At 63.7% G+C, this 20711-nt stretch carries 26 protein-coding genes; 20 read left to right on the top strand and 6 right to left on the bottom strand.

Features of this window, described 5'->3' with window-relative positions:
• Window positions 1–583: 583 nt before the first annotated feature.
• Both NKJ78_RS26570 and NKJ78_RS26575 read right to left on the bottom strand, forming a co-directional pair.
• Window positions 584–1645, bottom strand: a complete 1062-nt coding sequence (locus NKJ78_RS26570; protein WP_352460318.1) for a TraB/GumN family protein — start codon at window positions 1643–1645, stop codon at window positions 584–586.
• Window positions 1646–1718: 73 nt separating this feature from the next.
• Window positions 1719–2657 (bottom strand): tyrosine recombinase XerC, encoded by a 939-nt coding sequence (locus tag NKJ78_RS26575; protein WP_023737997.1) that lies wholly within the window; start codon window positions 2655–2657, stop codon window positions 1719–1721.
• Window positions 2658–2753: 96 nt separating this feature from the next.
• On the opposite strand from NKJ78_RS26575, the gene rimM reads away from it, so the two are divergent.
• Window positions 2754–3353 (top strand): ribosome maturation factor RimM, encoded by a 600-nt coding sequence (gene rimM / locus NKJ78_RS26580; protein ID WP_023737996.1) that lies wholly within the window; start codon window positions 2754–2756, stop codon window positions 3351–3353.
• Window positions 3350–4048 (top strand): tRNA (guanosine(37)-N1)-methyltransferase TrmD, encoded by a 699-nt coding sequence (trmD, locus tag NKJ78_RS26585; protein WP_023726048.1) that lies wholly within the window; start codon window positions 3350–3352, stop codon window positions 4046–4048. Before rimM ends, trmD begins: the two co-directional genes overlap by 4 nt.
• Here trmD and NKJ78_RS26590 read toward each other — a convergent pair.
• Window positions 4030–4782 (bottom strand): sulfite exporter TauE/SafE family protein, encoded by a 753-nt coding sequence (locus tag NKJ78_RS26590; RefSeq protein WP_023683874.1) that lies wholly within the window; start codon window positions 4780–4782, stop codon window positions 4030–4032. The two genes, trmD and NKJ78_RS26590, sit on opposite strands and share 19 nt — an antisense overlap.
• Window positions 4783–5108: 326 nt before the next feature.
• On the opposite strand from NKJ78_RS26590, the gene rplS reads away from it, so the two are divergent.
• From rplS to leuC, 8 genes are all read left to right on the top strand, one after another.
• Window positions 5109–5669, top strand: coding sequence for a 50S ribosomal protein L19 (gene rplS / locus NKJ78_RS26595; protein ID WP_023747377.1), 561 nt, complete (start codon window positions 5109–5111; stop codon window positions 5667–5669).
• 153 nt (window positions 5670–5822) lie between these two features.
• Window positions 5823–6251, top strand: a complete 429-nt coding sequence (locus NKJ78_RS26600; RefSeq protein WP_352460317.1) for an organic hydroperoxide resistance protein — start codon at window positions 5823–5825, stop codon at window positions 6249–6251.
• Window positions 6248–6745 (top strand): MarR family winged helix-turn-helix transcriptional regulator, encoded by a 498-nt coding sequence (locus tag NKJ78_RS26605; RefSeq protein ID WP_023683877.1) that lies wholly within the window; start codon window positions 6248–6250, stop codon window positions 6743–6745. The genes NKJ78_RS26600 and NKJ78_RS26605 overlap by 4 nt, the downstream gene beginning before the upstream one ends.
• 234 nt (window positions 6746–6979) lie before the next feature.
• Complete coding sequence (locus NKJ78_RS26610) at window positions 6980–7780, top strand: transporter substrate-binding domain-containing protein (RefSeq protein ID WP_352460316.1); 801 nt, start codon at window positions 6980–6982, stop codon at window positions 7778–7780.
• 254 nt (window positions 7781–8034) lie between these two features.
• Entirely contained in the window at window positions 8035–8841 is an 807-nt protein-coding gene (locus tag NKJ78_RS26615; RefSeq protein WP_352562733.1) for an amino acid ABC transporter permease, read from the top strand.
• Between the two features lie 60 nt (window positions 8842–8901).
• Window positions 8902–9537: a class I SAM-dependent DNA methyltransferase gene (locus NKJ78_RS26620; RefSeq protein WP_352460314.1), complete on the top strand. Its 636-nt coding sequence runs from the start codon at window positions 8902–8904 to the stop codon at window positions 9535–9537.
• Complete coding sequence (locus tag NKJ78_RS26625) at window positions 9534–9743, top strand: hypothetical protein (RefSeq protein ID WP_196813720.1); 210 nt, start codon at window positions 9534–9536, stop codon at window positions 9741–9743. Before NKJ78_RS26620 ends, NKJ78_RS26625 begins: the two co-directional genes overlap by 4 nt.
• Before the next feature lie 72 nt (window positions 9744–9815).
• Window positions 9816–11225 carry a 3-isopropylmalate dehydratase large subunit gene (leuC, locus tag NKJ78_RS26630; protein ID WP_023670518.1) on the top strand — a complete coding sequence of 470 codons (1410 nt, stop codon included), beginning with the start codon at window positions 9816–9818 and terminating at the stop codon, window positions 11223–11225.
• Window positions 11226–11332: 107 nt separating this feature from the next.
• Here the strand turns inward: leuC and NKJ78_RS26635 are convergent, their stop codons facing one another.
• Window positions 11333–11644 (bottom strand): hypothetical protein, encoded by a 312-nt coding sequence (locus NKJ78_RS26635; protein WP_023670517.1) that lies wholly within the window; start codon window positions 11642–11644, stop codon window positions 11333–11335.
• A 163-nt stretch (window positions 11645–11807) separates the two neighbouring features.
• On the opposite strand from NKJ78_RS26635, the gene NKJ78_RS26640 reads away from it, so the two are divergent.
• The gene (locus NKJ78_RS26640; RefSeq protein ID WP_352460313.1) at window positions 11808–13004 is read left to right on the top strand and encodes a GGDEF domain-containing protein; all 1197 of its coding nucleotides are present in this window, start codon (window positions 11808–11810) and stop codon (window positions 13002–13004) included.
• Between the two features lie 37 nt (window positions 13005–13041).
• Here the strand turns inward: NKJ78_RS26640 and NKJ78_RS26645 are convergent, their stop codons facing one another.
• The gene (locus tag NKJ78_RS26645; protein WP_023687709.1) at window positions 13042–13413 is read right to left on the bottom strand and encodes a hypothetical protein; all 372 of its coding nucleotides are present in this window, start codon (window positions 13411–13413) and stop codon (window positions 13042–13044) included.
• A gap of 253 nt (window positions 13414–13666) precedes the next feature.
• Here NKJ78_RS26645 and NKJ78_RS26650 point away from each other — a divergent pair, with 253 nt between their 5' ends.
• The 7 genes from NKJ78_RS26650 (at window position 13667) to NKJ78_RS26680 (ending at window position 19287) form a co-directional block, all read left to right on the top strand.
• On the top strand, window positions 13667–14137 hold the full coding sequence (locus NKJ78_RS26650; RefSeq protein ID WP_023736777.1) for a hypothetical protein: 471 nt from the start codon (window positions 13667–13669) through the stop codon (window positions 14135–14137).
• A 240-nt stretch (window positions 14138–14377) separates the two neighbouring features.
• Complete coding sequence (gene sdhC / locus NKJ78_RS26655) at window positions 14378–14797, top strand: succinate dehydrogenase, cytochrome b556 subunit (RefSeq protein WP_023683884.1); 420 nt, start codon at window positions 14378–14380, stop codon at window positions 14795–14797.
• Complete coding sequence (sdhD, locus tag NKJ78_RS26660) at window positions 14797–15195, top strand: succinate dehydrogenase, hydrophobic membrane anchor protein (protein ID WP_023683885.1); 399 nt, start codon at window positions 14797–14799, stop codon at window positions 15193–15195. The genes sdhC and sdhD overlap by 1 nt, the downstream gene beginning before the upstream one ends.
• A gap of 1 nt (window position 15196) precedes the next feature.
• Window positions 15197–17026, top strand: a complete 1830-nt coding sequence (gene sdhA / locus NKJ78_RS26665) for a succinate dehydrogenase flavoprotein subunit (RefSeq protein WP_352460312.1) — start codon at window positions 15197–15199, stop codon at window positions 17024–17026.
• A gap of 40 nt (window positions 17027–17066) precedes the next feature.
• Entirely contained in the window at window positions 17067–17846 is a 780-nt protein-coding gene (locus NKJ78_RS26670; protein ID WP_023670510.1) for a succinate dehydrogenase iron-sulfur subunit, read from the top strand.
• Window positions 17847–17911: 65 nt separating this feature from the next.
• Window positions 17912–18658: a nucleotidyltransferase domain-containing protein gene (locus tag NKJ78_RS26675; protein ID WP_023737989.1), complete on the top strand. Its 747-nt coding sequence runs from the start codon at window positions 17912–17914 to the stop codon at window positions 18656–18658.
• Window positions 18655–19287, top strand: a complete 633-nt coding sequence (locus NKJ78_RS26680; protein ID WP_023737988.1) for a YceH family protein — start codon at window positions 18655–18657, stop codon at window positions 19285–19287. The genes NKJ78_RS26675 and NKJ78_RS26680 overlap by 4 nt, the downstream gene beginning before the upstream one ends.
• A 206-nt stretch (window positions 19288–19493) precedes the next feature.
• On the opposite strand, the gene NKJ78_RS26685 is transcribed toward NKJ78_RS26680, so the two are convergent.
• Window positions 19494–19919 (bottom strand): OsmC family protein, encoded by a 426-nt coding sequence (locus tag NKJ78_RS26685; protein WP_023726055.1) that lies wholly within the window; start codon window positions 19917–19919, stop codon window positions 19494–19496.
• Between the two features lie 220 nt (window positions 19920–20139).
• Here NKJ78_RS26685 and NKJ78_RS26690 point away from each other — a divergent pair, with 220 nt between their 5' ends.
• Entirely contained in the window at window positions 20140–20355 is a 216-nt protein-coding gene (locus NKJ78_RS26690) for a hypothetical protein (RefSeq protein WP_023737987.1), read from the top strand.
• Entirely contained in the window at window positions 20352–20708 is a 357-nt protein-coding gene (locus tag NKJ78_RS26695; RefSeq protein WP_023698373.1) for a YciI family protein, read from the top strand. The genes NKJ78_RS26690 and NKJ78_RS26695 overlap by 4 nt, the downstream gene beginning before the upstream one ends.
• Window positions 20709–20711 lie beyond the last annotated feature (3 nt).

A 20711-nucleotide genomic window follows, 5' to 3' on the forward strand; every position in this document is an offset into this window, starting at 1 on the left:
TGCCAGATCAGTTGGCCAGATTACGGGCTCGGCGCCGGAGCGGGCGCGGGTGCCGGGGCTGGCGCAGGAGCCGGTGCGGGCGCAGGGGCTGGTGCGGGAGCCGGTTCGGCGGGCTTCATCGGCTCAGCCGGTGCAGGTGCGGGCGCCGGTGTGCTGGCTGCCGGCGGCTCTGCGGGCGCAGGATGTTCGCCGCTTCTGCCGAAAACATAGTACGCGACAATCGCAAGGATGACGACGACCAGCGCAATCAGCCAGCCGCTGCCACCACCCGACCTGGGCGCTGGATCGTTAGGGTTCGCCATAAAAGTGTCCTCCGTGGATGAAAAGCATCAATCAACACCCCTCAACGCGCAACCGTTGAACGGGTTCATACTAGGCCTTCAAATTGACGAACGCAGGAAAATTCTGATTCGCAACCGCTTGTTGGCCTGTATTTCCCCCGCAAAATCAATCACGAACGAGGTAGAACGAGCTTAGCTGGCCTTTTCCGCCAAAAATAGGGCCAACCGCCTCCGCTTTGCGAATCAGTTGCGCACCGCACAGAGCCGGGCTTACGTGATTCGGTATTCAAGACGGGCGCTGCTCAGTCGACGGCGGTGACGGTATAGCCGGCCTTGCGAAAATCCTCGACCAGGCCTTCGGGGCCGGGAAGATGCATGGCGCCGACGGCCATGAAGGCATTGCCCTTGGCCAGGATCGGTGCGGCATGGTCGGCCATGACCTTGTTGCGGCCGGTGATCATCGTCCGGTCGAATTCGGCGTAACCTGCGTCGTCTTCGTCGGGCGAGATCGAACGCAACAGCGGCCAGAAGGTGCCGGTGTCGCCGCGCTGGTAAAGCACGATCATGGTTTCGTTGATGTCGTTTATCTTGTCGCCGAGCTTCAGGGTCTCGACCAGCCCCTTGATGTGGAACGCAAGCGGCAGCGAGGCCATGGCGCGCAGCTGGCTGGCTGCGGTCTCCAACCCTTCCACCGGCTTGCCATTAGCCTTGGCGTCCTGCGCCAGCTTGACGTCGAGAACCGGTGCGCCGCCTGCCTGACGGGCGACCTCACAGACCGGCAGCGCGACCATGGCCGACAGCAGCCACGGCTTCATCTTGGAGACGCTCGCCGGCGGAATGCCGCGCGCATCGAGCCCTTTGTTCACCACCGCCGCATCCTCCGGCGACAACAGCGACGACAACGTCGTGTTGTCGGTGAACATCATCAGCTCGGGTTCCTTGAGCATGGCCTCCATCATCTTCTGCTTGTCGAGCACGTCGGTGGTCTCGATGATGATGGTGCCGGCAGCGTCATAGGCTTTCCTGGCTGCCGGCGGCAGAGTGGTCACGCGCGGGTCGGTCATGTGCATGGTGCCGAACAGGAAGGACGGCTTTTCGCCTGATTTCTCCAACTTCCACAACAGGCCCTTGCCGTTCAGCGTCGCTGCTGCTTCCGTCTCGATCCTGGCATAGGCGGCGGGGTCTTCCTTCTGCAAGGCCGATAGCAGATCGGCGCCGGCGCAGGCCGGGGCTTCGGCATGCGCCTTGCCCATGGCAAGCAGCAACGCGACGAGAAAAGACAGGAAAAACAGGGCGTTGAGCGCGACGAGCAGCTTCAGCGACACAAGGGCCGCGCGGTCGGCGATGGCAAGGGCGCGTTTCATGGTGCGGTTCTAGGACTGAAAAGCGGCGAAACGGTTAACCGGCGTGGGGAAATTGTCCTGGACTTATACAGTGTCACGCGCGGGGATGGGCAGATTCGTAGATCTCGAGCAGCCTTGCCGTGTCGACGCCGGTATAGACCTGCGTCGTCGACAAGCTGGCGTGGCCGAGCAGTTCCTGGATGGTGCGCAGGTCGCCGCCGCGCCCGAGCAGATGGGTGGCGAAGGAATGGCGCAACGCGTGCGGCGTCGCGGTGTCGGGCAGGTTCAGCGCCGAGCGCAGCCTGGCCATGTCGCGCTGGACGATGGCCGGGTTGAGCGGCCCGCCGCGGGCGCCGCGAAACAGCAGGCCCTTGGGGTCGTGATGATAGGGGCAAAGTTTTCGGTATTCGGCGATTGCCCGCAGCGCCACCGGCAGCACTGGCACCAGCCGTGTCTTGCCACCCTTGCCGGTGACGCGCAGCACGGTGTCGGCTTCCGATGCCAGGTCGGCGGCGCTGAGGCCCAGCGCTTCGGAAATGCGCAGGCCCGATCCATAAAGCAGCGTCAGCACGGCGGCGTTGCGGGCGGCGATCCAAGGCTCTTCAGCCAGCTGGCCTTCCACCGACACGACATGTTTGGCATCGCTGGCGGTCAGCGGCTTGGGCAGCGATTTCGGCTGGCGCGGCGCGCGCAACGCCGCGGCACCGGCGGCATTGGCGAGACCGCGCCGTTCGAGGAAGCGCAGCAGCGAGCGGATGCCGGCGAGGCCGCGTCCGAGCGTGCGGGCGCCGGCGCCGGCGTTGCGCCGCGCGGCAAGAAAGCCGCGCAGATCGGCCGGGCGGAGAGTGGCGATGTCGGAAAGACCAGGCGAGCCGCCGCAATGCCCTGTGAGGAAATGCAGGAACTGGCGCGTGTCGCGCTCATAAGCTTCGACGGTCGCCGGCGACAGCCGGCGCTCGCGCGCCAGCATCTTCAGCCAACTTTCGCGCGCTGCCTGGAGGTCGGGTTTTGCCGGGATGAGAAATTCCTGCATGCCGCCATTGTCAGGCAGCCGGGTTAGGAAGCGGTGAAGAACCTGTCATTGAAATGACGCCGGTAGGGCGTTAGAGCAGGGCAAAGGATATCAGCCATGTCGAAGCCCCAGAACCCCGTGCAAATGGCCGTGATCGGCGCCGCCCACGGCATCAAGGGCGAATTGCGGGTGAAGACTTTCACTGGCGAGCCGATGGCGCTGGCCGATTATGGGCCGCTCTATGCCAAGGACGGCCGCGTTTTCCAGATCACCGACATAAGGCCCGCCAACACCGTCGTGGTGGTGCGCTTCAAGGGTATTGCCGATCGCAATGCCGCCGAGACGCTGGCCGGAACCGAGCTGTTCGTCGACCGCTCGATGCTGCCCGACGATGGCGAGGAGGACGAATTCTACCACGCCGATCTCGTCGGACTTGAAGTCCGCGACGATAAGGGCGCGGTCATCGGCAAGGTGGTGGCGGTGCATAATTTCGGCGGCGGCGACATTCTCGACGTTACCCTCGGCGGGCGCAAAGGCGTGCTGATCCCGTTCACCCAGGCCGCCGTGCCTCAGGTTTCGATCGCCGAAGGTTTTCTCCGCGTCGACCCGGCAGCCGCCGGCCTTGTCGAGGATGAGGATGGCGACGCGCCGCGCGAAGAAGATTTCGACGCGAAGGGCCGACCGCGCGGGCCGCGCGAAGCCGGAGGCAACCGGTGACGTTCAAGGCGTCGGTGCTGACGCTCTATCCCGAGATGTTTCCGGGCGGGCTAGGCCTGTCGCTGGCCGGACGGGCGCTCGAAGTCGGGACATGGTCGCTGGAAGCTATCCAGATCCGCGACTTCGCCAGCGATCGCCATCACACCGTCGACGACACGCCGGCCGGCGGTGGCGCCGGCATGGTGATGCGCGCCGATGTGCTGGCCAAGGCGATCGACCACACGTCGCCGGCGGGCGATCCGCGGCCGCGTTTGCTGATGAGCCCGCGTGGAAAGCCGCTGACGCAGGCGCACGTGCGCGAACTGGCTGGCGGGCCAGGCGCCGTCATCGTTTGCGGCCGGTTCGAGGGCGTCGACCAGCGGCTGATCGAGGCGCGTGGACTGGAAGAGGTCTCCATCGGCGATTTCATCCTGTCGGGCGGCGAGCCGGCGGCGCTCGTACTGCTCGACGCCGTTGTGCGGCTGTTGCCCGGCGTCATGGGCAATGCGGTGTCGGGCGAGGAAGAAAGTTTCGAGAACGGCCTGCTCGAACACCCGCATTACACGCGGCCACAGGAGTTCGAAGGCCGCCCCATCCCCGACGTGCTGGTCTCCGGTAATCACAAGAAGATCGCCGCGTGGCGGCGCGCCGAGTCCGAGAAGCTGACCAGGGAGCGCCGGCCGGATTTGCTCGCCGCTCAGCCCTTGGCAAAATAGTAGACGGCGAGAAACAGGCCGACGGCGATGACGAAGCCGCGTACTGCGTTTTGCGGCACGCGCTTTGCGATCCAGACGCCGGCATAGCCGCCGAGCGCGCCGCCGGGGATCATGACGATTGCCTGAGGCCAGGCAACAACGCCGCCGGAAACGAAGACCAGTATGGCAACGGCGGCGATGACCACGGCCAGCATGTTCTTCAGCGCGTTCAGCCGGTGATAGTCGCCGGATTGCGTCAGGCCGAGCGTCGCCAGCATCATGACGCCCATGCCGGCGCCGAAGAAGCCGCCATAGATGGCGGTAGCGAACTGCGCCAGAGAACCGGCCAGAGAGCCGACCGTGGCTTCATGCCCAGGCTTCGGCGTTGGTTTCAGCCACGGCCCGGCGGCGAACAAGGCGGTTGCGGCCAGCAGCAGCCACGGCACGAGGGCGCGGAACGACGGATTTGAGAGCGCCAGCAGGATGAGCGCACCAGCCAGCGCGCCCAAAGCCGAGATCAGGCAAAGCAGCAGCGCGCCGCGCCAGAAATGCTTGATGTCGGTCCAGTAAGCCAGCGTCGAGGTGATGTAACCGGGAAACTGCGTCACCGAGGACGTGGCGTTGGCGACGATCGGCGGCAGGCCGGCCAGCGTCATGGCGCCGAAGGTTATGAAGGTGCCGCCGCCGGCAACCGCGTTGACGGCGCCTGACAGAAAACCCGCGAGGAAGAGCAGGACTGCGTCGAAAACAGACATTGTGAGGCCGCCGGACAAGTGTGCTGCTCCCGGATTAGGAAGCTTGAAGGGCCGGCGCAACCCTGCACTGGACGATTGCGTGGTGGCATGCGACCAAAAAAGACAGGGCCAAGGCGTGACAAGTCAGTGAAATAGCTGTATGTGCCCGCCCGTACTGGCGAGAAAAATCTCCCGGACCCGTCAACAATGACGGTGTAGTCGCCCCTGCCCAATGTTTCGAAGACAAGATGTCTCGGGGACAAAGGGCATAGCCGAGCGGTCCATGGAACTGCAAGGCGAGTGTCGGACGCTCTGACTGTCGGAAGAACAAGAAGTGGACTATTGAGATGGATATCATCCGTCAGCTCGAGGCCGAACAGGCCGCCAAGATCGAAGCCAAGCGCAAGCTTCCCGAGTTTCAGCCCGGCGACACCGTGCGCGTCCAGGTCCGCGTGACCGAGGGCACCCGCACCCGCGTCCAGGCCTATGAGGGCGTCGTCATCGCCCGCGCCGGCGCCGGCTTCCAGGAAAATTTCACCGTCCGCAAGATCTCCTACGGCGAAGGCGTCGAGCGCGTTTTCCCGGTCTACTCGCCGATGGTCGAAGGCGTCGAGATCGTGCGCCGCGGCAAGGTGCGCCGCGCCAAGCTCTATTACCTGCGCGACCGTCGCGGCAAGTCGGCCCGCATTTCGGAAAACACCGGCGTGCGCGCCCGCAAGCTCAACGATGAGGAGCGCGACGCGCTGAACGCCGAGAAGGCCCGCATCGAAGCCGAGAAGGTTGCCGCTGCCCAGGCGCTGGCCGCCGAGACGGCCGCCAAGGAAGCTGCCGAGAAGAAGGCCGCCGACGAAGCCGCTAAGGCCGCCGACGAGGCTGCAAAGGCGGCGGAAGCGACCCCGGCCGAATAAACCTGGTCCAAGGATTTTGAAAAGGCGGCTTCGGCCGCCTTTTTTCGTTTCACCATACTGTGAACGATTGCCGGCCGAGAGTTGCGCCACGGCTGTTGACTCGAATTATCTTGTACACTAAATGATCGTATACAAAGCAAATGGAGAACTGACATGGCACTCTACACCACAAAGGCTCGCGTCACCGGCGGCCGCGCCGGCCACGGCGAGACCAGCGACGGCCTGCTGAAGGTCGACCTCGCTTTGCCGAAGGAGCTCGGCGGACAGGGTGGCGCCACCAATCCCGAGCAGCTGTTCGCGGTCGGCTATGCCGCCTGCTTCGAAAGCGCCATCCGCTTCGTCGCGCGCAAGCAGAAGCTGCCGCTGGACGATGCGGTGGTGAGCGCCACCGTCAGCCTGCTTCCCAATGGTGAAGGCTTCAAACTTGGTGTCGCACTGGCCGCCGAGACCAAAGGCCTTGATCAGGCGGCGGCGGAAGCGCTTGTATCGGCCGCGCATCAGATTTGCCCCTATTCCAATGCGATCAAAGGCAATGTCGAGGTGGCGCTTTCGACCGTGGCGCTTCCGGCAAAGGCAGCATGACGACGAAGACCGAAACCAGGGCCAGCGAAGTCCCGGCGGACACCGCCGGGAGGATCGCCGTTCCGCGCCTCGACCAGCAGCTCTGCTTCGCGCTCTATTCGGCGAGCGGGCTGATGACCAAGCTCTATCGGCCGCTGCTTGACCCGCTCGGCCTGACCTATCCGCAATATTTGGCGATGCTGGCGCTGTGGCAGCATGCGCCGAGCACGGTCGGCGAACTCGGCGAGGCGCTGGGGCTGGATTCGGCGACATTGACGCCTCTGCTCAAGCGGATGGAAGCGGCTGGTCTCGTCACCCGCCGTCGCGATCCGGCCGACGAGCGCCGCGTGCTGGTCGAACCGACTGCCAAGGGCCAGGCGCTGCGCGCCCGCATCAAGGACGTATCCGCAGGCCTTGCCTGCGCCATGCCGCTGGAAGTCGAGGAGCTGAAGTCGCTGCACCGGACCTTGACCGGATTTGTCGCCAAGCTGCGTGAGGCTACGTCACCATCCTGATCCGTCATCTGACGGGTTCCCGTGTGTCCAGGAGGGGGCCTGGGCGGCGCAATCACGGAATAAATTCCGACCACGGGGCGTTCTAAAACCCGCGTTGGTTGAAGGCATTGGAATCCGCTTTCACCGGACGCTGAGCACCGGACCGGCTTGCAAGCCGTCTGCGGACGGCTAAAGTCGCGCCTGGATTTTCATGCGAGCCCGGCTGCAAGCGGGCTTCTCATCCTGGAGCGTGTCATGACCAAATCGAAGCTGCTGCTGGCCGCCCTCGCGGCCTGTTTCCTCGCGCCCGTCGCTGCATGGGCGGCCGATGCGCTGCCCGATCTCGGCGGCAAGAAGGTCGTGGTGGTGACGGAAAACGCCTATCCGCCGCTGCAGTTCATCGACGCCAAGACCGGCAAGCAGATCGGCTGGGAGTATGACGCGATGGACGAAATCGCCAAGCGGCTGAACTTCAAGGTGGAGTACCAGAACACCTCCTGGGACGCGATGATCCAGGCGGTTTCCGACAACCAGTACAACATTGGCATGACCGGCATCACCATCAAGGACGACCGAAAGGAGAAGGTCGATTTCTCCGACCCCTATATGCGTTCGGAGCAGTTCATGCTGGTGCGCGCCGATGAAAGCCGCTTCACCGACGCCAAGACCTTCGCCGCCTTCAACGACGGGTTGATCGGCGCGCAGGCCGGAACGACGCCGTTCTACACCGCCGTCTACAGCGTGCTCGACGGCAATGAGCAGAACCCGCGCATCAAGCAGTTCGAGACCTTCGGCGCTTCGGTGCAGGCACTGAAATCCGGCGACGTCGATGTCGTCCTGACCGACGGCACCGCCGGCAAAGGCTATGTCGATGCCTCCGGCGGCAAGCTCAAGCTGATCGGCGGCCCGCTCGGCACCGAGGATTTTGGCTTCATCTTCCCGGAGGGCTCGGATCTGGTGAAGCCGGTCAACGCGGCGATCGCGGCGCTGAAGGCTGACGGCACGCTGGAAGCGCTCAACAAGAAGTGGTTTCTCGACTACAAGATGGGGCAGTAGGCCGTCTTGGTGCGACGGCCGCTGAAGCTGCCGATCTCCCCCCTTGCGGGGGAGATGCCCGGCAGGGCAGAGGGGGGTGTGAAGGATCGCCTCCCTTTTGTTTTGAGCTTTTCCAAAGAGGCCAAAGGTTGTGACTGTAACCGTTTGACAGGTTGGAGGGACAGCACCCCCCTCTGTCCTGCCGGACATCTCCCCCGCAAGGGGGGAGATCGGCAGATCTTGCGAGCGCAGCTGTTCACCAGCGTTGGGCATTGATGCTCGCCTCAACCCCAAAATCCGATTTCCCCTGGTGGCTTGCCGCCGCGATCGCGCTCGCCGTCGTCGCTGCGCTCTCCATTGCCGCCAGCGATCTCTACGCCCAGGTTTTTGCCACCGTCGCCAAAGGCATCGGCATCACCATCTTCGTCACCGTGGTTGCCTTCGCGCTGGCATCGGCCATCGGGCTCGGCATTGCGCTGATGGGGCTGTCGGGGTCGCGCTGGCTCAGGCAGATCGCTCGCTTCTATGTCGAGATCATCCGCGGCGTGCCGATCCTGGTCCTGTTGTTCTGGATCGCCTTTGCCGGCGCGCCTGCCTTCGTCGCTGCCTGGAACGCGCTGACCGCGCCATTGCAAAACGCCGGCCTGATGGGCGAATTGCTGGTGCGCGATGTCTCGCTGTTGTGGCGCGCCATCATGGCGCTGACCATCGGTTATTCGGCCTTCATCTCCGAGGTTTTTCGCGCCGGCATCCAGTCAGTCGAGAAGGGCCAGATCGAAGCGGCCAAGGCACTGGGTCTTTCGCGCACGCAGCGCTTCCGGCTGATCGTCTTTCCGCAGGCGATCCGCACCATATTGCCGCCGCTCGGCAACGACTTCGTCGCCATGGTCAAGGACTCTTCGCTGGTCTCGGTGCTCGGCGTCGCCGACATCACCCAGATGGGCAAGATCTACGCCGCCGGTTCGTTCCGCTTCTTCGAAACCTATTCGATCGTCGCCTATATCTATCTCATCCTCACCGTCGGCCTGTCGCTGGCGCTGCGGGCGCTGGAGCAGCGACTGCGGCGGGCGCAGGAGGAATAGAAGTCGGGCGCGGACACGGCTACGATCGCAAGAACAGATCGTGCCGGGAGGATGCAAGCGATGAATGTCGACAAGGCCAATGCGGCGTTGGACTCCGTCTACACAGCCGATACGCCAGAAGAGCTGGCCAAAGCCTATGCCGACTGGGCCGCGACCTATGACAGCGAGACTGCTTCGCTCGGCTATTTGCTCCCGTTCCTGATCACCGCCTGGGTGGCGCGCCATGTGCCGGCTGGTGAAGGGCCGCTGCTCGACGCCGGCTGCGGCACCGGCCTGTCGGGCCCATCTCTCAAGGCGCTGGGCTATTCCGAAATTGCCGGGCTCGACCTTTCCGACGACATGCTGAAGATCGCCGGCAGCCGCAATGCCTACAGCGAACTGAAACAGGCGATGTTGGGCGGTCCGCTGCCCTGGCCGGACGGCCACTTCCGCGCCTTCTTCTCGACCGGCGTTTTCACCATCAGCCATGCGCCGGCCTCAGGGCTGCATGAATTGGTGCGCATCACCCGCAAGGGCGGACATGCGATCTTCACCGTGCGCGACCAGGTGTTTGACAGCGGCGGCTTCCAGGACGTGTTCGATGAGTTGGAACGGGCCGGGAAATGGCAGCCGGTCGAGCAAAGCCCATGGTTCCGCTGCTATGCGATCGCCGAGCCGGATGCGTTGGTAAAGACTTTTGTGTTCGAGGTGCTTTGAGCGCCGCCCTCTTCGCCTTCTCTCACAAGGGGAGAAGCGAAAACACGCCGCAATTGCCGAAAAGCCAAAACATTGGTATGAGCCACGCCATGGAAGAGCTTTTTGGCGATCCGGCCTATAAGGGTTTCGTGCTGCAGGACAGAAAGCGCCTGCCGTCGCGTTTCTCTTCGCGCATTTCCGGCGCGCTCACCAGCCGACTTAGCTAAGCCGCTTTCGCCGGGCCGAAGGCTTCGGCGCGTCTGCCCTTCCCCTTTTTGCAAATCGACGGACTTACGCACATGAGCGCACCGCGCACCCTCTACGACAAGATTTTCGACGACCATGTCGTCGACCGCCAGGATGATGGCACCTGCCTGCTCTACATCGATCGCCATCTCGTCCATGAAGTGACCAGCCCGCAGGCCTTCGAAGGTCTGCGCATGACCGGCAGAAAAGTCCGGCATCCGGAAAAGACGCTGGCCGTGGTCGATCACAATGTCTCGACCTCGCCCGAGCGCAAGTTCGGCATCAAGAACGAGGAAAGCCGCATCCAGGTCGAGGCCTTGGCCAAGAACGCTAGGGATTTCGGCGTCGAATATTACTCCGAAAACGATATCCGCCAGGGCATCGTCCACATCATCGGGCCGGAGCAGGGCTTCACGCTGCCCGGCATGACCATCGTCTGCGGCGACAGCCACACCTCGACGCATGGCGCCTTCGGCGCATTGGCACATGGCATCGGCACCTCCGAGGTCGAGCATGTGCTGGCGACCCAGACGCTGATCCAGCGCAAGGCCAAGAACATGCTGGTGCGTGTCGATGGCCAGTTACCGGAAGGCGTCACCGCCAAGGACATTATCCTCGCCATCATCGGCGAGATCGGCACCGCCGGCGGCACCGGCTATGTCATCGAATATGCCGGTGAGGCGATCCGCGCGCTGTCGATGGAAGGCCGCATGACGATCTGCAACATGTCGATCGAGGGCGGCGCGCGCGCCGGCCTGATCGCGGCCGACGAAACCACCTTCGCCTATGTCAAGGGCAAGCCGCGCGCGCCGAAGGGCGCGTCGTGGGACGCCGCGCTCGAATACTGGAAGACGCTGCAGTCCGACGAGGGCGCGCATTTCGACAAGGTGATCGTGCTCGACGCGGCCAAGCTGCCGCCGATCGTCTCCTGGGGTTCCTCGCCCGAGGACGTCGTTTCGGTGCAGGGCGTCGTTCCCAATCCGGAAGAGATCACGGACGAGAACAAGCGGACGTCAAAGATCCGCGCGCTCGACTATATGGGGCTGACGCCGGGCACGAAGATCACCGACATCACGCTCGACCGCGTCTTCATCGGTTCCTGCACCAATGGCCGCATCGAGGATCTGCGTGCGGTGGCCAAGGTGGTCGAAGGCAAGACGGTGAGTGCGCATGTCGATGCGATGATCGTGCCGGGCTCCGGTCTGGTCAAGGAACAGGCGGAGGCCGAGGGTCTCGACAAGATCTTCATTGCCGCCGGTTTCGACTGGCGCGAGCCGGGCTGCTCGATGTGCCTGGCCATGAACGACGACCGGCTGAAGCCGCATGAGCGCTGCGCCTCGACCTCGAACCGCAATTTCGAAGGCCGGCAGGGCTTCAAGGGCCGCACCCATCTGGTATCGCCGGCCATGGCGGCGGCGGCGGCGATCGCCGGCCATTTCGTCGACATCCGCGACTGGAAATAGCGCAGACTGGTTCAAGCCTGATCTGAGCGTATGCAAAACCCCGAACGGCAAAACCGTTCGGGGTTTTGTTTAAAGCGCGCCGCTCTAAGACCTTTGGGGTATATGCCCTAGCCGGCACGGCGGATGATTTCATGAAATTCCTCCCGGCTGCCGGGTTCGTCGGCCGCGACCACCAGCGCCAGTTCGCGCTCGTCGAAGATCTTGAACCACTCGTCCCATTCGACCAGCTCGTAGCCGCCTGCGTTGACCGGGCGTTCAGGCTGATCCTGGTCCTGATAGGCGTGCTGGCCGAAGACGAGCCTCAGCAACGGCTGCGTTCCGGTCTCGGGCGATACATCGACGATCGCCGGAAATCCGGCGCGCCCTGCGGCCCATGAGCGAATTGCTTCGTGGTCGGTCAGCGTGATCGTGTCGGCCATGAATAACTTCTCCTTGATTGCTGTCACGAAACGCCTGCCTCAGGTCCCGGTTCCGTGCAGCAGCTTCATGAGTGGCGACTTGCATTTTCGTCCCGGCTTAACCGCTTGTTGGGGCTTGCGCTCTAAGGTCTTCCCTGACGTCAAGCGGGGAAGTCACCGTCCTTTGGACACCGGCCTGTTCATAGCGCTGCTCAATCCGACGATCGCGCTGGCGCTCGGCGCGGCGTTCCTCGTGCTGTGGTTCTACCAGCGCCACCGGCCCTATCTGGCTGTGCTCGGCACGAGCTATTGCGTGTCCGCGCCCGGCTTCCTGCTGCAGTATTTCACGCTGCCCGGCGGCATGGTGCTGACCAAGCTGGTCTCCAACCTCTGCTTCACGCTCGCCGCCTGCTGCCTCGTCGGTGCGATCATCTCGCGCTACGGCAGGCGCGTGCCCTATATCGCGATCGGCATTCTGGCGGGTGGCGGGATGGTCGCATTCTGCTGGTTCCTGTTCGTCCAGCCGGACTTAACTTGGCGCATCCTGTCGATCAATTTCGGCTTTGGCGGCCTCAGCCTGCTGGTCGCCGCCGAGCTGCGCGCCGTGCGCAAGAACGGCCCGACGGAAAAAATCCTGTTCGTACTGTCGCTGCTGTCCGGGCTGAACTTCATCGGCCGCACGCTGCTCGTCGTCATCTCGCACGGGCCGTTCACCAGCTATGACGGGTTTTATGGCTCGTCCTACTGGACGACGGCGCTTTTGACGCACGCGCTGCTGTCGTTGCTGATCGCGCTCTGCCTGTTCTCGGCAGCTGCGCTCGACGTGATGAAGGCGCTGAAGACCGAGACGCACACCGATCCGCTGTCTGGCCTGCTCAACCGCAGGGGTTTCGAGGAGCGCGCCTTGCTGGTGCTGCAGCATTGCGCTGTTACCAAGGTGCCGGTCGCGCTGGTGCTGGCCGATCTCGATCACTTCAAGGCGCTCAACGACAAATACGGACATGCCGCGGGCGACCAGGTGATCGCCGACTTCGCCGCCAAGCTTCGCGCGGCCGCCGGCACGCGTGCGGTTGCCGGCCGCATCGGCGGCGAGGAGTTCGCCGTGCTTCTGTCGCTGAGCGATCTTGCCACGGCGCGGCTGTTTGCCGAAGCCGTGCGCACGCACTATTCGGCCGGCAGTGTCGACGGGTTGCCGCCGGGCACCAGGGTGACCGCGAGCTTCGGCGTCGCGGCGCGCACCGGCGACGAAGGGCTGGAGCCGCTGATGCGGCGCGCCGACGAAGCGCTCTACAAGGCCAAGAAGAACGGCCGCGACAGTGTGCGATTGTCCTATGAGCGGGCGGAAACGGTGTTCATCCCGGATCCAGGCAGCGTCGGTTAGCGTCTCGCTTAAACGGCCTCTCGGCCGTGCCGGATCATCAGCGGCAAGGGCTGAGGTTGGGCATTTCGCCATCGGAGAGGCCGTACATATAGGAGCGGCCCTTCACGAACACTGGCGGCTGGTAGCAGCCACGCCTGGAGATGTGATCCGCCTCGTCTTCATAAAGGACTTCCGGTTCCGCTTCCGGCTGCCCGGCGCTGGTGTAGTCGGACAATTTCTTGGCCAGCCTGCCTTGGCCGACAATGATGCGCTTGTAGCCGGCGGCGCTGTCGATGACGAGATTGCCCAGGGAATCGGCATAGACGCGGTCATGATGGCGCGACCAGGCCATTGCCGGGGCGGCGAAGCCGAGACTGGCTGTCGCCAGCACAAGCGCCGCAAGGCGCGCTCTTCCTGAATTCGAAAGCATGGTGTCCTCTCTGCTGTGGACCCGATCGAATCGGAAATTAACCTTTTCTTAACCTTTGTTAAGAGGGCAGGCGCATCCGGCGGCGATCTCTCGCCAAACATGGTTAATATCCGACGGGATGGAAAACCCGGGCGTCATCATTCGGCCATGCTTGCCCGCACCATCGGCCGCGACGCACACAACTACGCTGACGTCGGGTGAGCTTGATCTTGGTGGAACATCGCGGCTAGTTAGCCGCGCAGGAGGACAGCATATGGCGTTACGCCGGACGTTTCGGGTGACGCTGTTGTCGATCCCCTTGCTGACTGCCGCAGCCTGCGTGCCGCAGAACGGCGCGCCGACGGCGGTGAATACCGTACCACCCACTGTCGCGCCCGCGCCGGCTCAGCAGTCCGCCCCACCTGTGGCGCCCCCGGCTTCCGCAACGGCTCCTGCAGCACCTGCCGCACCGCCAGCCAAGATTGTCACCGACCTTACGGCCCCGCGGTCTGCTGTCGGCACGGCGACTTACAGATGCGGCAATGGCGGTGTGATCACCATCCAGAACCTCGGCACGGCGCTGCGCGTTGTCAGGCCAGACGGCACGACCGAGGAGTTTGCCGCATCACCCGCCAACCAGTCCAGCCGCTACCAGGAAGCGGCGTCGCATGACGCAATCGTGATCGACGCGCGCGAGGCGCTGGTGATGAAGAGGGGCTCGACACCACAGACCTGCAAACGATAGCCTGGCGTCGATTGCAAAGGAAATGCCGCACTGCAGCGAACGGTGCGCCGGCTTTCGACGGTGGCCAAATCGATTGAAGCGAAACAGCAGCCTTTTGTCAGACTAAATGACGTTTTCAAAACGATTTTCCGGCTTTGACGCGGTGCAAAAAGAGCATTAGAAACCGGCTGTCTGAAGTCATATATCGAGGCGGTAAGTGCCGCTTTCCACCGCGGCTCCGGACATCGAACTGGGGCAGCCATGAGCAAATCACCAGCCACCCGAACCGCCAGACGTGAACGGCCGCTCTCGCCGCACCTGACGATTTACCGCCCACCGATCACCATGACGATGTCAATCATTCATCGCATCACTGGCGGGGCGCTGTATTTCGGCACGCTGCTGGTCGCCGCGTGGCTGATGGCGGCGGCGAGTTCGCAAGGCGCTTTCGATTGGATCAACTGGGCCTTCGGCACCTGGCTCGGCCGGCTCATCCTGTTCGGCTACACCTGGGCGCTGATGCACCACATGCTGGGCGGCGTGCGCCATCTCGTCTGGGACACCGGCGCCGGGCTGGAGAAACACACGGCATCGAAGATCGCCTGGGCGACGCTCGCCGGTTCCATCCTGCTCACGCTGCTGATCTGGGTCGCCGGCTACATGGCGCGGGGAACCTTGTGATGAGCGGCACGAACAACAACGATATGCGCACGCCGCTGGCCAAGGTGCGCGGTCTGGGCTCGGCCCGCGAAGGCACCGGGCATTTCTGGCGACAGCGGCTGACGGCCATTGCCAACATCCCGCTGATACTGTTCTTCGTCGGGTTCCTGATCGCGCTCAATGGCGCCGGCTTCGCCGAGGTGCGGGCGGCGCTCGCCAGTCCGTTCGTGGCGCTGGTGTTGGCGCTGGTGCTCGTTTCCGGTCTCACCCATATGCGTGTCGGCATGCAGGTCATTATCGAGGATTACGTGCATGCCGAAGGCATGAAGCTGGCGCTGATCGCACTCAGCACGTTTTTCACCATAGCGGTCGGCGTCGCCTCGATCTTCGCCCTGCTCAAACTGGCATTCGGAGGCTGATTTGGCCAAGGACGCGAAATCGGCCACCGGCTATACCTTTGTCGACCACAAGTTCGACGTGGTGGTCGTCGGCGCCGGCGGCGCCGGCCTGCGCGCCACGCTCGGCATGGCCGAGCAGGGCCTGCGCACGGCCTGCATCACCAAAGTGTTCCCGACCCGCTCGCACACGGTGGCGGCACAAGGCGGCATTGCCGCGTCGCTGTCCAACATGGGTCCGGACTCCTGGCAGTGGCACATGTACGACACCGTCAAGGGTTCGGACTGGCTGGGCGACGTCGACGCCATGGAATATCTGGTGCGCGAGGCACCGGCGGCGGTCTACGAGCTCGAGCATTACGGCGTGCCGTTCTCGCGCACCGAAGAGGGCAAGATCTACCAGCGGCCGTTCGGCGGACACATGATGAATTATGGCGACGGCCCGCCGGTGCAGCGCACCTGTGCTGCCGCCGACCGCACCGGTCACGCCATCCTGCACACGCTCTACGGCCAGTCGCTGAAGAACAATGCACAGTTCTTCATCGAGTATTTTGCGCTCGACCTGATCATGGAACCGGACGGCACCTGCACCGGCGTCGTCGCCTGGAACCTCGACGACGGCACCATCCATCGCTTCTCCGCCAAGATGGTGGTGCTGGCGACCGGCGGCTATGGCCGCGCCTATTTCTCGGCGACGTCGGCGCACACCTGTACAGGCGACGGCGGCGGCATGGCGGCACGGGCCGGCTTCCCGTTGCAGGATATGGAGTTCGTGCAGTTTCATCCGACCGGCATCTACGGCGCCGGCTGCCTGATCACCGAAGGCGCGCGCGGCGAGGGCGGCTATCTCGTCAATTCCGAGGGCGAGCGCTTCATGGAGCGCTACGCGCCGTCGGCCAAGGACCTGGCCTCGCGCGACGTCGTCTCGCGTTGCATGACGCTGGAGATCCGCGAAGGCCGCGGGGTCGGCAAGAACAAGGACCATATCTTCCTGCATCTCGACCATCTCGATCCGGCCGTGCTGCATGAGCGGCTGCCGGGCATTTCGGAATCGGCCAGGATTTTCGCCGGCGTCGACCTGACCAAGGAGCCGATCCCCGTGCTGCCGACGGTGCACTACAATATGGGCGGCGTGCCGACCAATTACTGGGGCGAGGTGCTGAACCCGACTGTCGAGAATCCTGACCGGGTGTCACCCGGGCTGATGGCGGTCGGCGAGGCCGGCTGTGCCTCCGTGCACGGCGCCAACCGGCTGGGCTCGAACTCGCTGATCGATCTGGTGGTGTTCGGCCGCGCCGCCGCAATCCGCGCCGGCCAGGTCATCGACCGCAATTCGGCGATCCCTTCGCCCAACGAAGCCTCGGTCGAAAACATCATGGACCGCTTCGACCGGCTGCGCCACGCCAATGGCTCGACGCCAACCGCCGTTCTGCGTGAGAAGATGCAGAAGGCGATGCAGGAAGACGCCGCCGTGTTCCGCACACAGGAGTCGCTCGAAAACGGCTGCAAGCGCATTTCGCAGATATGGACCGAGCTCAAGGACCTGAAAGTCTCCGACCGCTCGACGATCTGGAATTCCGACCTGGTCGAGACGCTGGAGCTGGAAAATCTGATGGCCAACGCCATCACCACGGTCTACGGCGCCGAGGCGCGCAAGGAGAGCCGCGGCGCGCATGCGCGCGAAGATTTTTCGGCCCGAGACGACATTGTCTGGCGCAAGCATACGCTGGCCCGGCTAAGCGAGGACGGCCAGGTGAGCCTCAGCTATCGTCCCGTGCACACCGAGCCGCTGGTGGCGGAAAAGGACGGCGGCATCAGTCTTGCCAAGATCGCGCCGAAGGCCAGGGTATACTGACCATGGTGCCGAAGCCCGTCATCCGAAAGGATCTGAGGTAATGGTCGAACTCACGCTTCCCAAGAACTCCAAGGTGCAGCCGGGCAAGACCTGGCCGAAGCCGGAGGGCGCCACCAACCTCAGGGAATACCGCATCTACCGCTGGTCGCCCGACGATGACGAGAACCCGCGCATCGACACCTATTTCGTCGACATGGACGATTGCGGGCCGATGGTGCTCGATGCGCTGCTCTGGATCAAGAACAAGATCGACCCGACGCTGGCGTTGCGCCGCTCCTGCCGCGAAGGCATTTGCGGCTCCTGCGCCATGAACATCGATGGCTCCAACACGCTGGCCTGCACCAAGGGCTGCGACGACATTTCCGGCGCCGTCAAAGTCTACCCGCTGCCGCATATGCAGGTGGTCAAGGATCTGGTGCCCGACCTCACCAATTTCTACGCCCAGCACGCCTCGATCCAGCCATGGCTGAAGACAGTGTCGCCAGAGCCAGCCAAGGAATGGCTGCAGAGCCATGAGGACCGCGAAAAGCTCGACGGGCTCTACGAGTGCATCCTGTGCGCCTGCTGCTCGACCTCGTGCCCGAGCTATTGGTGGAACGGCGACCGCTATCTCGGCCCGGCGACGCTGCTGCAGGCCTATCGCTGGCTGATCGACAGCCGCGACGAAGCCACGGGCGAACGGCTCGACGATCTCGAAGACCCGTTCCGGCTCTACCGCTGCCACACCATCATGAACTGCGCCCAGACCTGCCCGAAGGGGCTCAACCCGGCCAAGGCGATTGCCGAGATCAAGAAGATGATGGTGGAGCGCAGAGTCTGACGCCACCGCTACCCGCCGACTTTTCGCCGGACGCCGTCGCGGCGCTGCGCGCCCGCCTTGATCTGGTGCGAAGCCAGCCTGTAAAAATCCTGTTTGCCATCGAAAGCGGCAGCCGCGCCTGGGGGTTTCCGTCTCCCGACAGCGATTATGACTGCCGCTTTGTCTATATCAGACCGGTAACCGATCACCTCGTGCTGCAGCAGGCGCGCGATGTGATCGAGTATCCGATCGAAGGCGAGATCGATGCCGGCGGCTGGGATCTGCGCAAGGCGTTGCTGCTGGCGCTTGGCGGCAATGCCGTCATAGTCGAATGGGCGAAGTCGCCGATCGTCTATGAGGAGGTTTCGGGGTTTCGCCAGCGCCTTCTCGATTTGCTGGCCGAGATCGTCGATCCGGCGAAGGTATCGCACCACTATCTCGGCCTTGCGCGTTCGCATGTCGCCAAGATCGGCAGTTTCTCCGGCGAGGTGAAGCTGAAGAAGCTGTTCTATCTGATCCGCCCGCTCGTGGCGCTCGACTGGATGGAACAGCGCGGCTTTGCCAGCCTGCCGCCGATGAACCTTGGCGAATGCCTCGATCAGACCGAGATACCGGCTCAAGCCAGCGACGAAATCCGCGGCCTGATCGAGCGCAAAAGCCGGACGCGGGAGATGGGCTCGGGCCTCATCCCGACCGCAATCGCGCGCTATCTCGAAGCCCGCTATGGTCACCACGAAATGAACCTAGTCGGCCCCGTCAGGGACAAAGCCGGCCAAGCGCGCAAACATGCCCTTGCAACCGAATTTTACCGCCGGGAGGCTGAACTTCAATGAGCGATGACCTTCCCATTCTCAATCCCGTCGAAGCCCGTGTGCTCGGCTGCCTGATCGAGAAGAAGGAGCTGACGCCGGATGTCTATCCGCTGACGCTGAATGCAGCACTTGCAGCCGCCAACCAGAAGACGGCGCGCGAGCCTGTGATGGCGCTCGAGCCGACAGAGGTGCATCGGACGCTGAAGCTGCTCGAGCAGAAGGGGCTGGTGCGTCAGATGTTCGGCTCGCGCGTCGAGCGCTATGAGCATCAGATGGCGCAGCGCTTCTCGCTGACTAGGCCGCAGACTGCGGTGATCGGCCTGCTTTTGCTGCGCGGGCCGCAGACGGCGCATGAGTTGCTGGCGCGAGCTGAGCGCATGGCGCGGTTTTCGTCGATCGAAGACCTGCGCGCTGAACTCGACATGCTGATCGGCCGCCGACCGCCGCTGATCCAGGAAATACCGCGCGGGCCGGGGCAGCGCGAGGACCGTTTTATGCATCTGCTCGCCGGACCGGTGGACGTCGCGGCGTTATCGATGCAGCGGAGTGCGCCGGCCTTGCCTGCTTCCGACCTGGAAGCAAGATTGGAGGCTCTGGAGCAGGAAGTCGCCGCCCTTCGCGCCCGGCTTGATGCGCTGGGCGCCCAATAGTATCCGAGACGTCGGCGGGACAGCACCCCCCTCTGGCCTGCCGGCCATCTCCCCCTCAAGTGGGGAGATCAGATGTCACGCCGGCCTTCGCCAATTACGAACGTCGAAAGAAGAGTGCCAGCTACCGAGCTTCCAATCTCCCCGGGAGATGCCCGGCAGGGCAGAGGGGGGCGCGAAGGATCGCTACCCCGGGCAAAATCGGCGGATCACCCCAGTTTCGCGTCGAGCGACACTTTGATGGCGCCGAGCGCCTTCGAAACCGGGCATTCGGCCTTGGCCTTCTCGGCCAATTCCTTGAACTTCGCCGCATCGATGCCCGGTACCTTGCCGATCAGGGTGATGGCGCTGCCGGTGATGCCGGTGCCGGGGACCAGCGTCACCACCGCCTTGGCGTCGAGTTCAGTGGCGGGCGTGCCGTTCTCGGCCAGGAAATGCGACAGCTGCATGGCGTAGCAGCCGGCGTGTGCCGCCGCGATCAACTCTTCGGGATTGGTGCCGGATTTGCCGCTCTCGTCCTCGAAGCGAGCCTTGAACGAATAGGGCGTGCCCTTCAAGGTGCCGCTCTGGCTGTCGAGCGTGCCCTTGCCTTCCTTCAGATTGCCTTTCCAGACGGCGTTTGCGGTGCGGTCCATAAAATTCTCCTTGATTACAGCGACAGCGCCGGCCACGCGGCGTTCCCTCCAACTATAGCGCGGCGGCAGGGGAAGACCACCGCGCTGTTTCGGCGGGATGCGACGCCGGCGTGCCCTGCAAATTTTTTCTGAAAAAATGTGCGTGCAAAAATGTCGACTTGCATCGGCGCCGGCCGTCCTGCGAGCGTCCACGGATTCTCGTGGCGGATGGAGATCCAAGATGAACAATCTGTTTTCTGCCCATTGGAACGACGCCGACAAAAGCGCGCGTCTACACGAGATCGACTGCTCGCGACCTTCCGGCTTCGGCCGGCTGCTTGCTGCGGTCACTGTGATCGGCATTGCGGTCTGCGTGCTCGACCACGCTGCTGCCGGCAGGGATGCCGCCGGCGCCGTGATCGCATATGCTTCGTCACAGCAAGGGAGCTGGAAATGAAATATGTCTGTCTGGTCTACGGCGAGGAAAAGGACCTCCATGCCATGACGCCGGAGCGTCTGGCCAAGCTCGACGCCGATTCGATGGCCTATGATCGGTCATTGGACCAGCAAGGCAAGCTGATCATCGCGCAGGCGCTGCAATCGGTGAAGACGTCGAAGACGGTGCGGCGGCGCCAAGGCAAGCGGCTGATCACTGACGGTCCGTTTGCCGAAACCAAGGAGCAGTTGCTTGGTTTCGTCATGATCGAAGCCGACACTCTCGACAAGGCGCTGGAGATCGCCGGCAAAATTCCGCTGGCCGAAATCGGCACCGTCGAAGTCAGGGCGATCTACGACGTGCCGGGGTCATAGGCG

The organism is Mesorhizobium sp. M0037 (assembly GCF_040323635.1).
In the GTDB taxonomy this organism is placed as follows: domain Bacteria; phylum Pseudomonadota; class Alphaproteobacteria; order Rhizobiales; family Rhizobiaceae; genus Mesorhizobium.

Excerpts from the sequence above, each read along its gene's own strand:
- NKJ78_RS26570 (WP_352460318.1), bottom strand. The coding sequence starts at position 1,645 with ATGAAACGCGCCCTTGCCATCGCCGACCGCGCGGCCCTTGTGTCGCTG.
- NKJ78_RS26575 (WP_023737997.1), bottom strand. The coding sequence starts at position 2,657 with ATGCAGGAATTTCTCATCCCGGCAAAACCCGACCTCCAGGCAGCGCGC.
- rimM (WP_023737996.1), top strand. The coding sequence starts at position 2,754 with ATGTCGAAGCCCCAGAACCCCGTGCAAATGGCCGTGATCGGCGCCGCC.
- NKJ78_RS26590 (WP_023683874.1), bottom strand. The coding sequence starts at position 4,782 with ATGTCTGTTTTCGACGCAGTCCTGCTCTTCCTCGCGGGTTTTCTGTCA.
- rplS (WP_023747377.1), top strand. The coding sequence starts at position 5,109 with ATGGATATCATCCGTCAGCTCGAGGCCGAACAGGCCGCCAAGATCGAA.
- NKJ78_RS26600 (WP_352460317.1), top strand. The coding sequence starts at position 5,823 with ATGGCACTCTACACCACAAAGGCTCGCGTCACCGGCGGCCGCGCCGGC.
- NKJ78_RS26605 (WP_023683877.1), top strand. The coding sequence starts at position 6,248 with ATGACGACGAAGACCGAAACCAGGGCCAGCGAAGTCCCGGCGGACACC.
- NKJ78_RS26610 (WP_352460316.1), top strand. The coding sequence starts at position 6,980 with ATGACCAAATCGAAGCTGCTGCTGGCCGCCCTCGCGGCCTGTTTCCTC.
- NKJ78_RS26615 (WP_352562733.1), top strand. The coding sequence starts at position 8,035 with ATGCTCGCCTCAACCCCAAAATCCGATTTCCCCTGGTGGCTTGCCGCC.
- NKJ78_RS26620 (WP_352460314.1), top strand. The coding sequence starts at position 8,902 with ATGAATGTCGACAAGGCCAATGCGGCGTTGGACTCCGTCTACACAGCC.
- leuC (WP_023670518.1), top strand. The coding sequence starts at position 9,816 with ATGAGCGCACCGCGCACCCTCTACGACAAGATTTTCGACGACCATGTC.
- NKJ78_RS26635 (WP_023670517.1), bottom strand. The coding sequence starts at position 11,644 with ATGGCCGACACGATCACGCTGACCGACCACGAAGCAATTCGCTCATGG.
- NKJ78_RS26645 (WP_023687709.1), bottom strand. The coding sequence starts at position 13,413 with ATGCTTTCGAATTCAGGAAGAGCGCGCCTTGCGGCGCTTGTGCTGGCG.
- NKJ78_RS26650 (WP_023736777.1), top strand. The coding sequence starts at position 13,667 with ATGGCGTTACGCCGGACGTTTCGGGTGACGCTGTTGTCGATCCCCTTG.
- sdhC (WP_023683884.1), top strand. The coding sequence starts at position 14,378 with ATGAGCAAATCACCAGCCACCCGAACCGCCAGACGTGAACGGCCGCTC.
- sdhD (WP_023683885.1), top strand. The coding sequence starts at position 14,797 with ATGAGCGGCACGAACAACAACGATATGCGCACGCCGCTGGCCAAGGTG.
- NKJ78_RS26670 (WP_023670510.1), top strand. The coding sequence starts at position 17,067 with ATGGTCGAACTCACGCTTCCCAAGAACTCCAAGGTGCAGCCGGGCAAG.
- NKJ78_RS26680 (WP_023737988.1), top strand. The coding sequence starts at position 18,655 with ATGAGCGATGACCTTCCCATTCTCAATCCCGTCGAAGCCCGTGTGCTC.
- NKJ78_RS26685 (WP_023726055.1), bottom strand. The coding sequence starts at position 19,919 with ATGGACCGCACCGCAAACGCCGTCTGGAAAGGCAATCTGAAGGAAGGC.
- NKJ78_RS26690 (WP_023737987.1), top strand. The coding sequence starts at position 20,140 with ATGAACAATCTGTTTTCTGCCCATTGGAACGACGCCGACAAAAGCGCG.
- NKJ78_RS26695 (WP_023698373.1), top strand. The coding sequence starts at position 20,352 with ATGAAATATGTCTGTCTGGTCTACGGCGAGGAAAAGGACCTCCATGCC.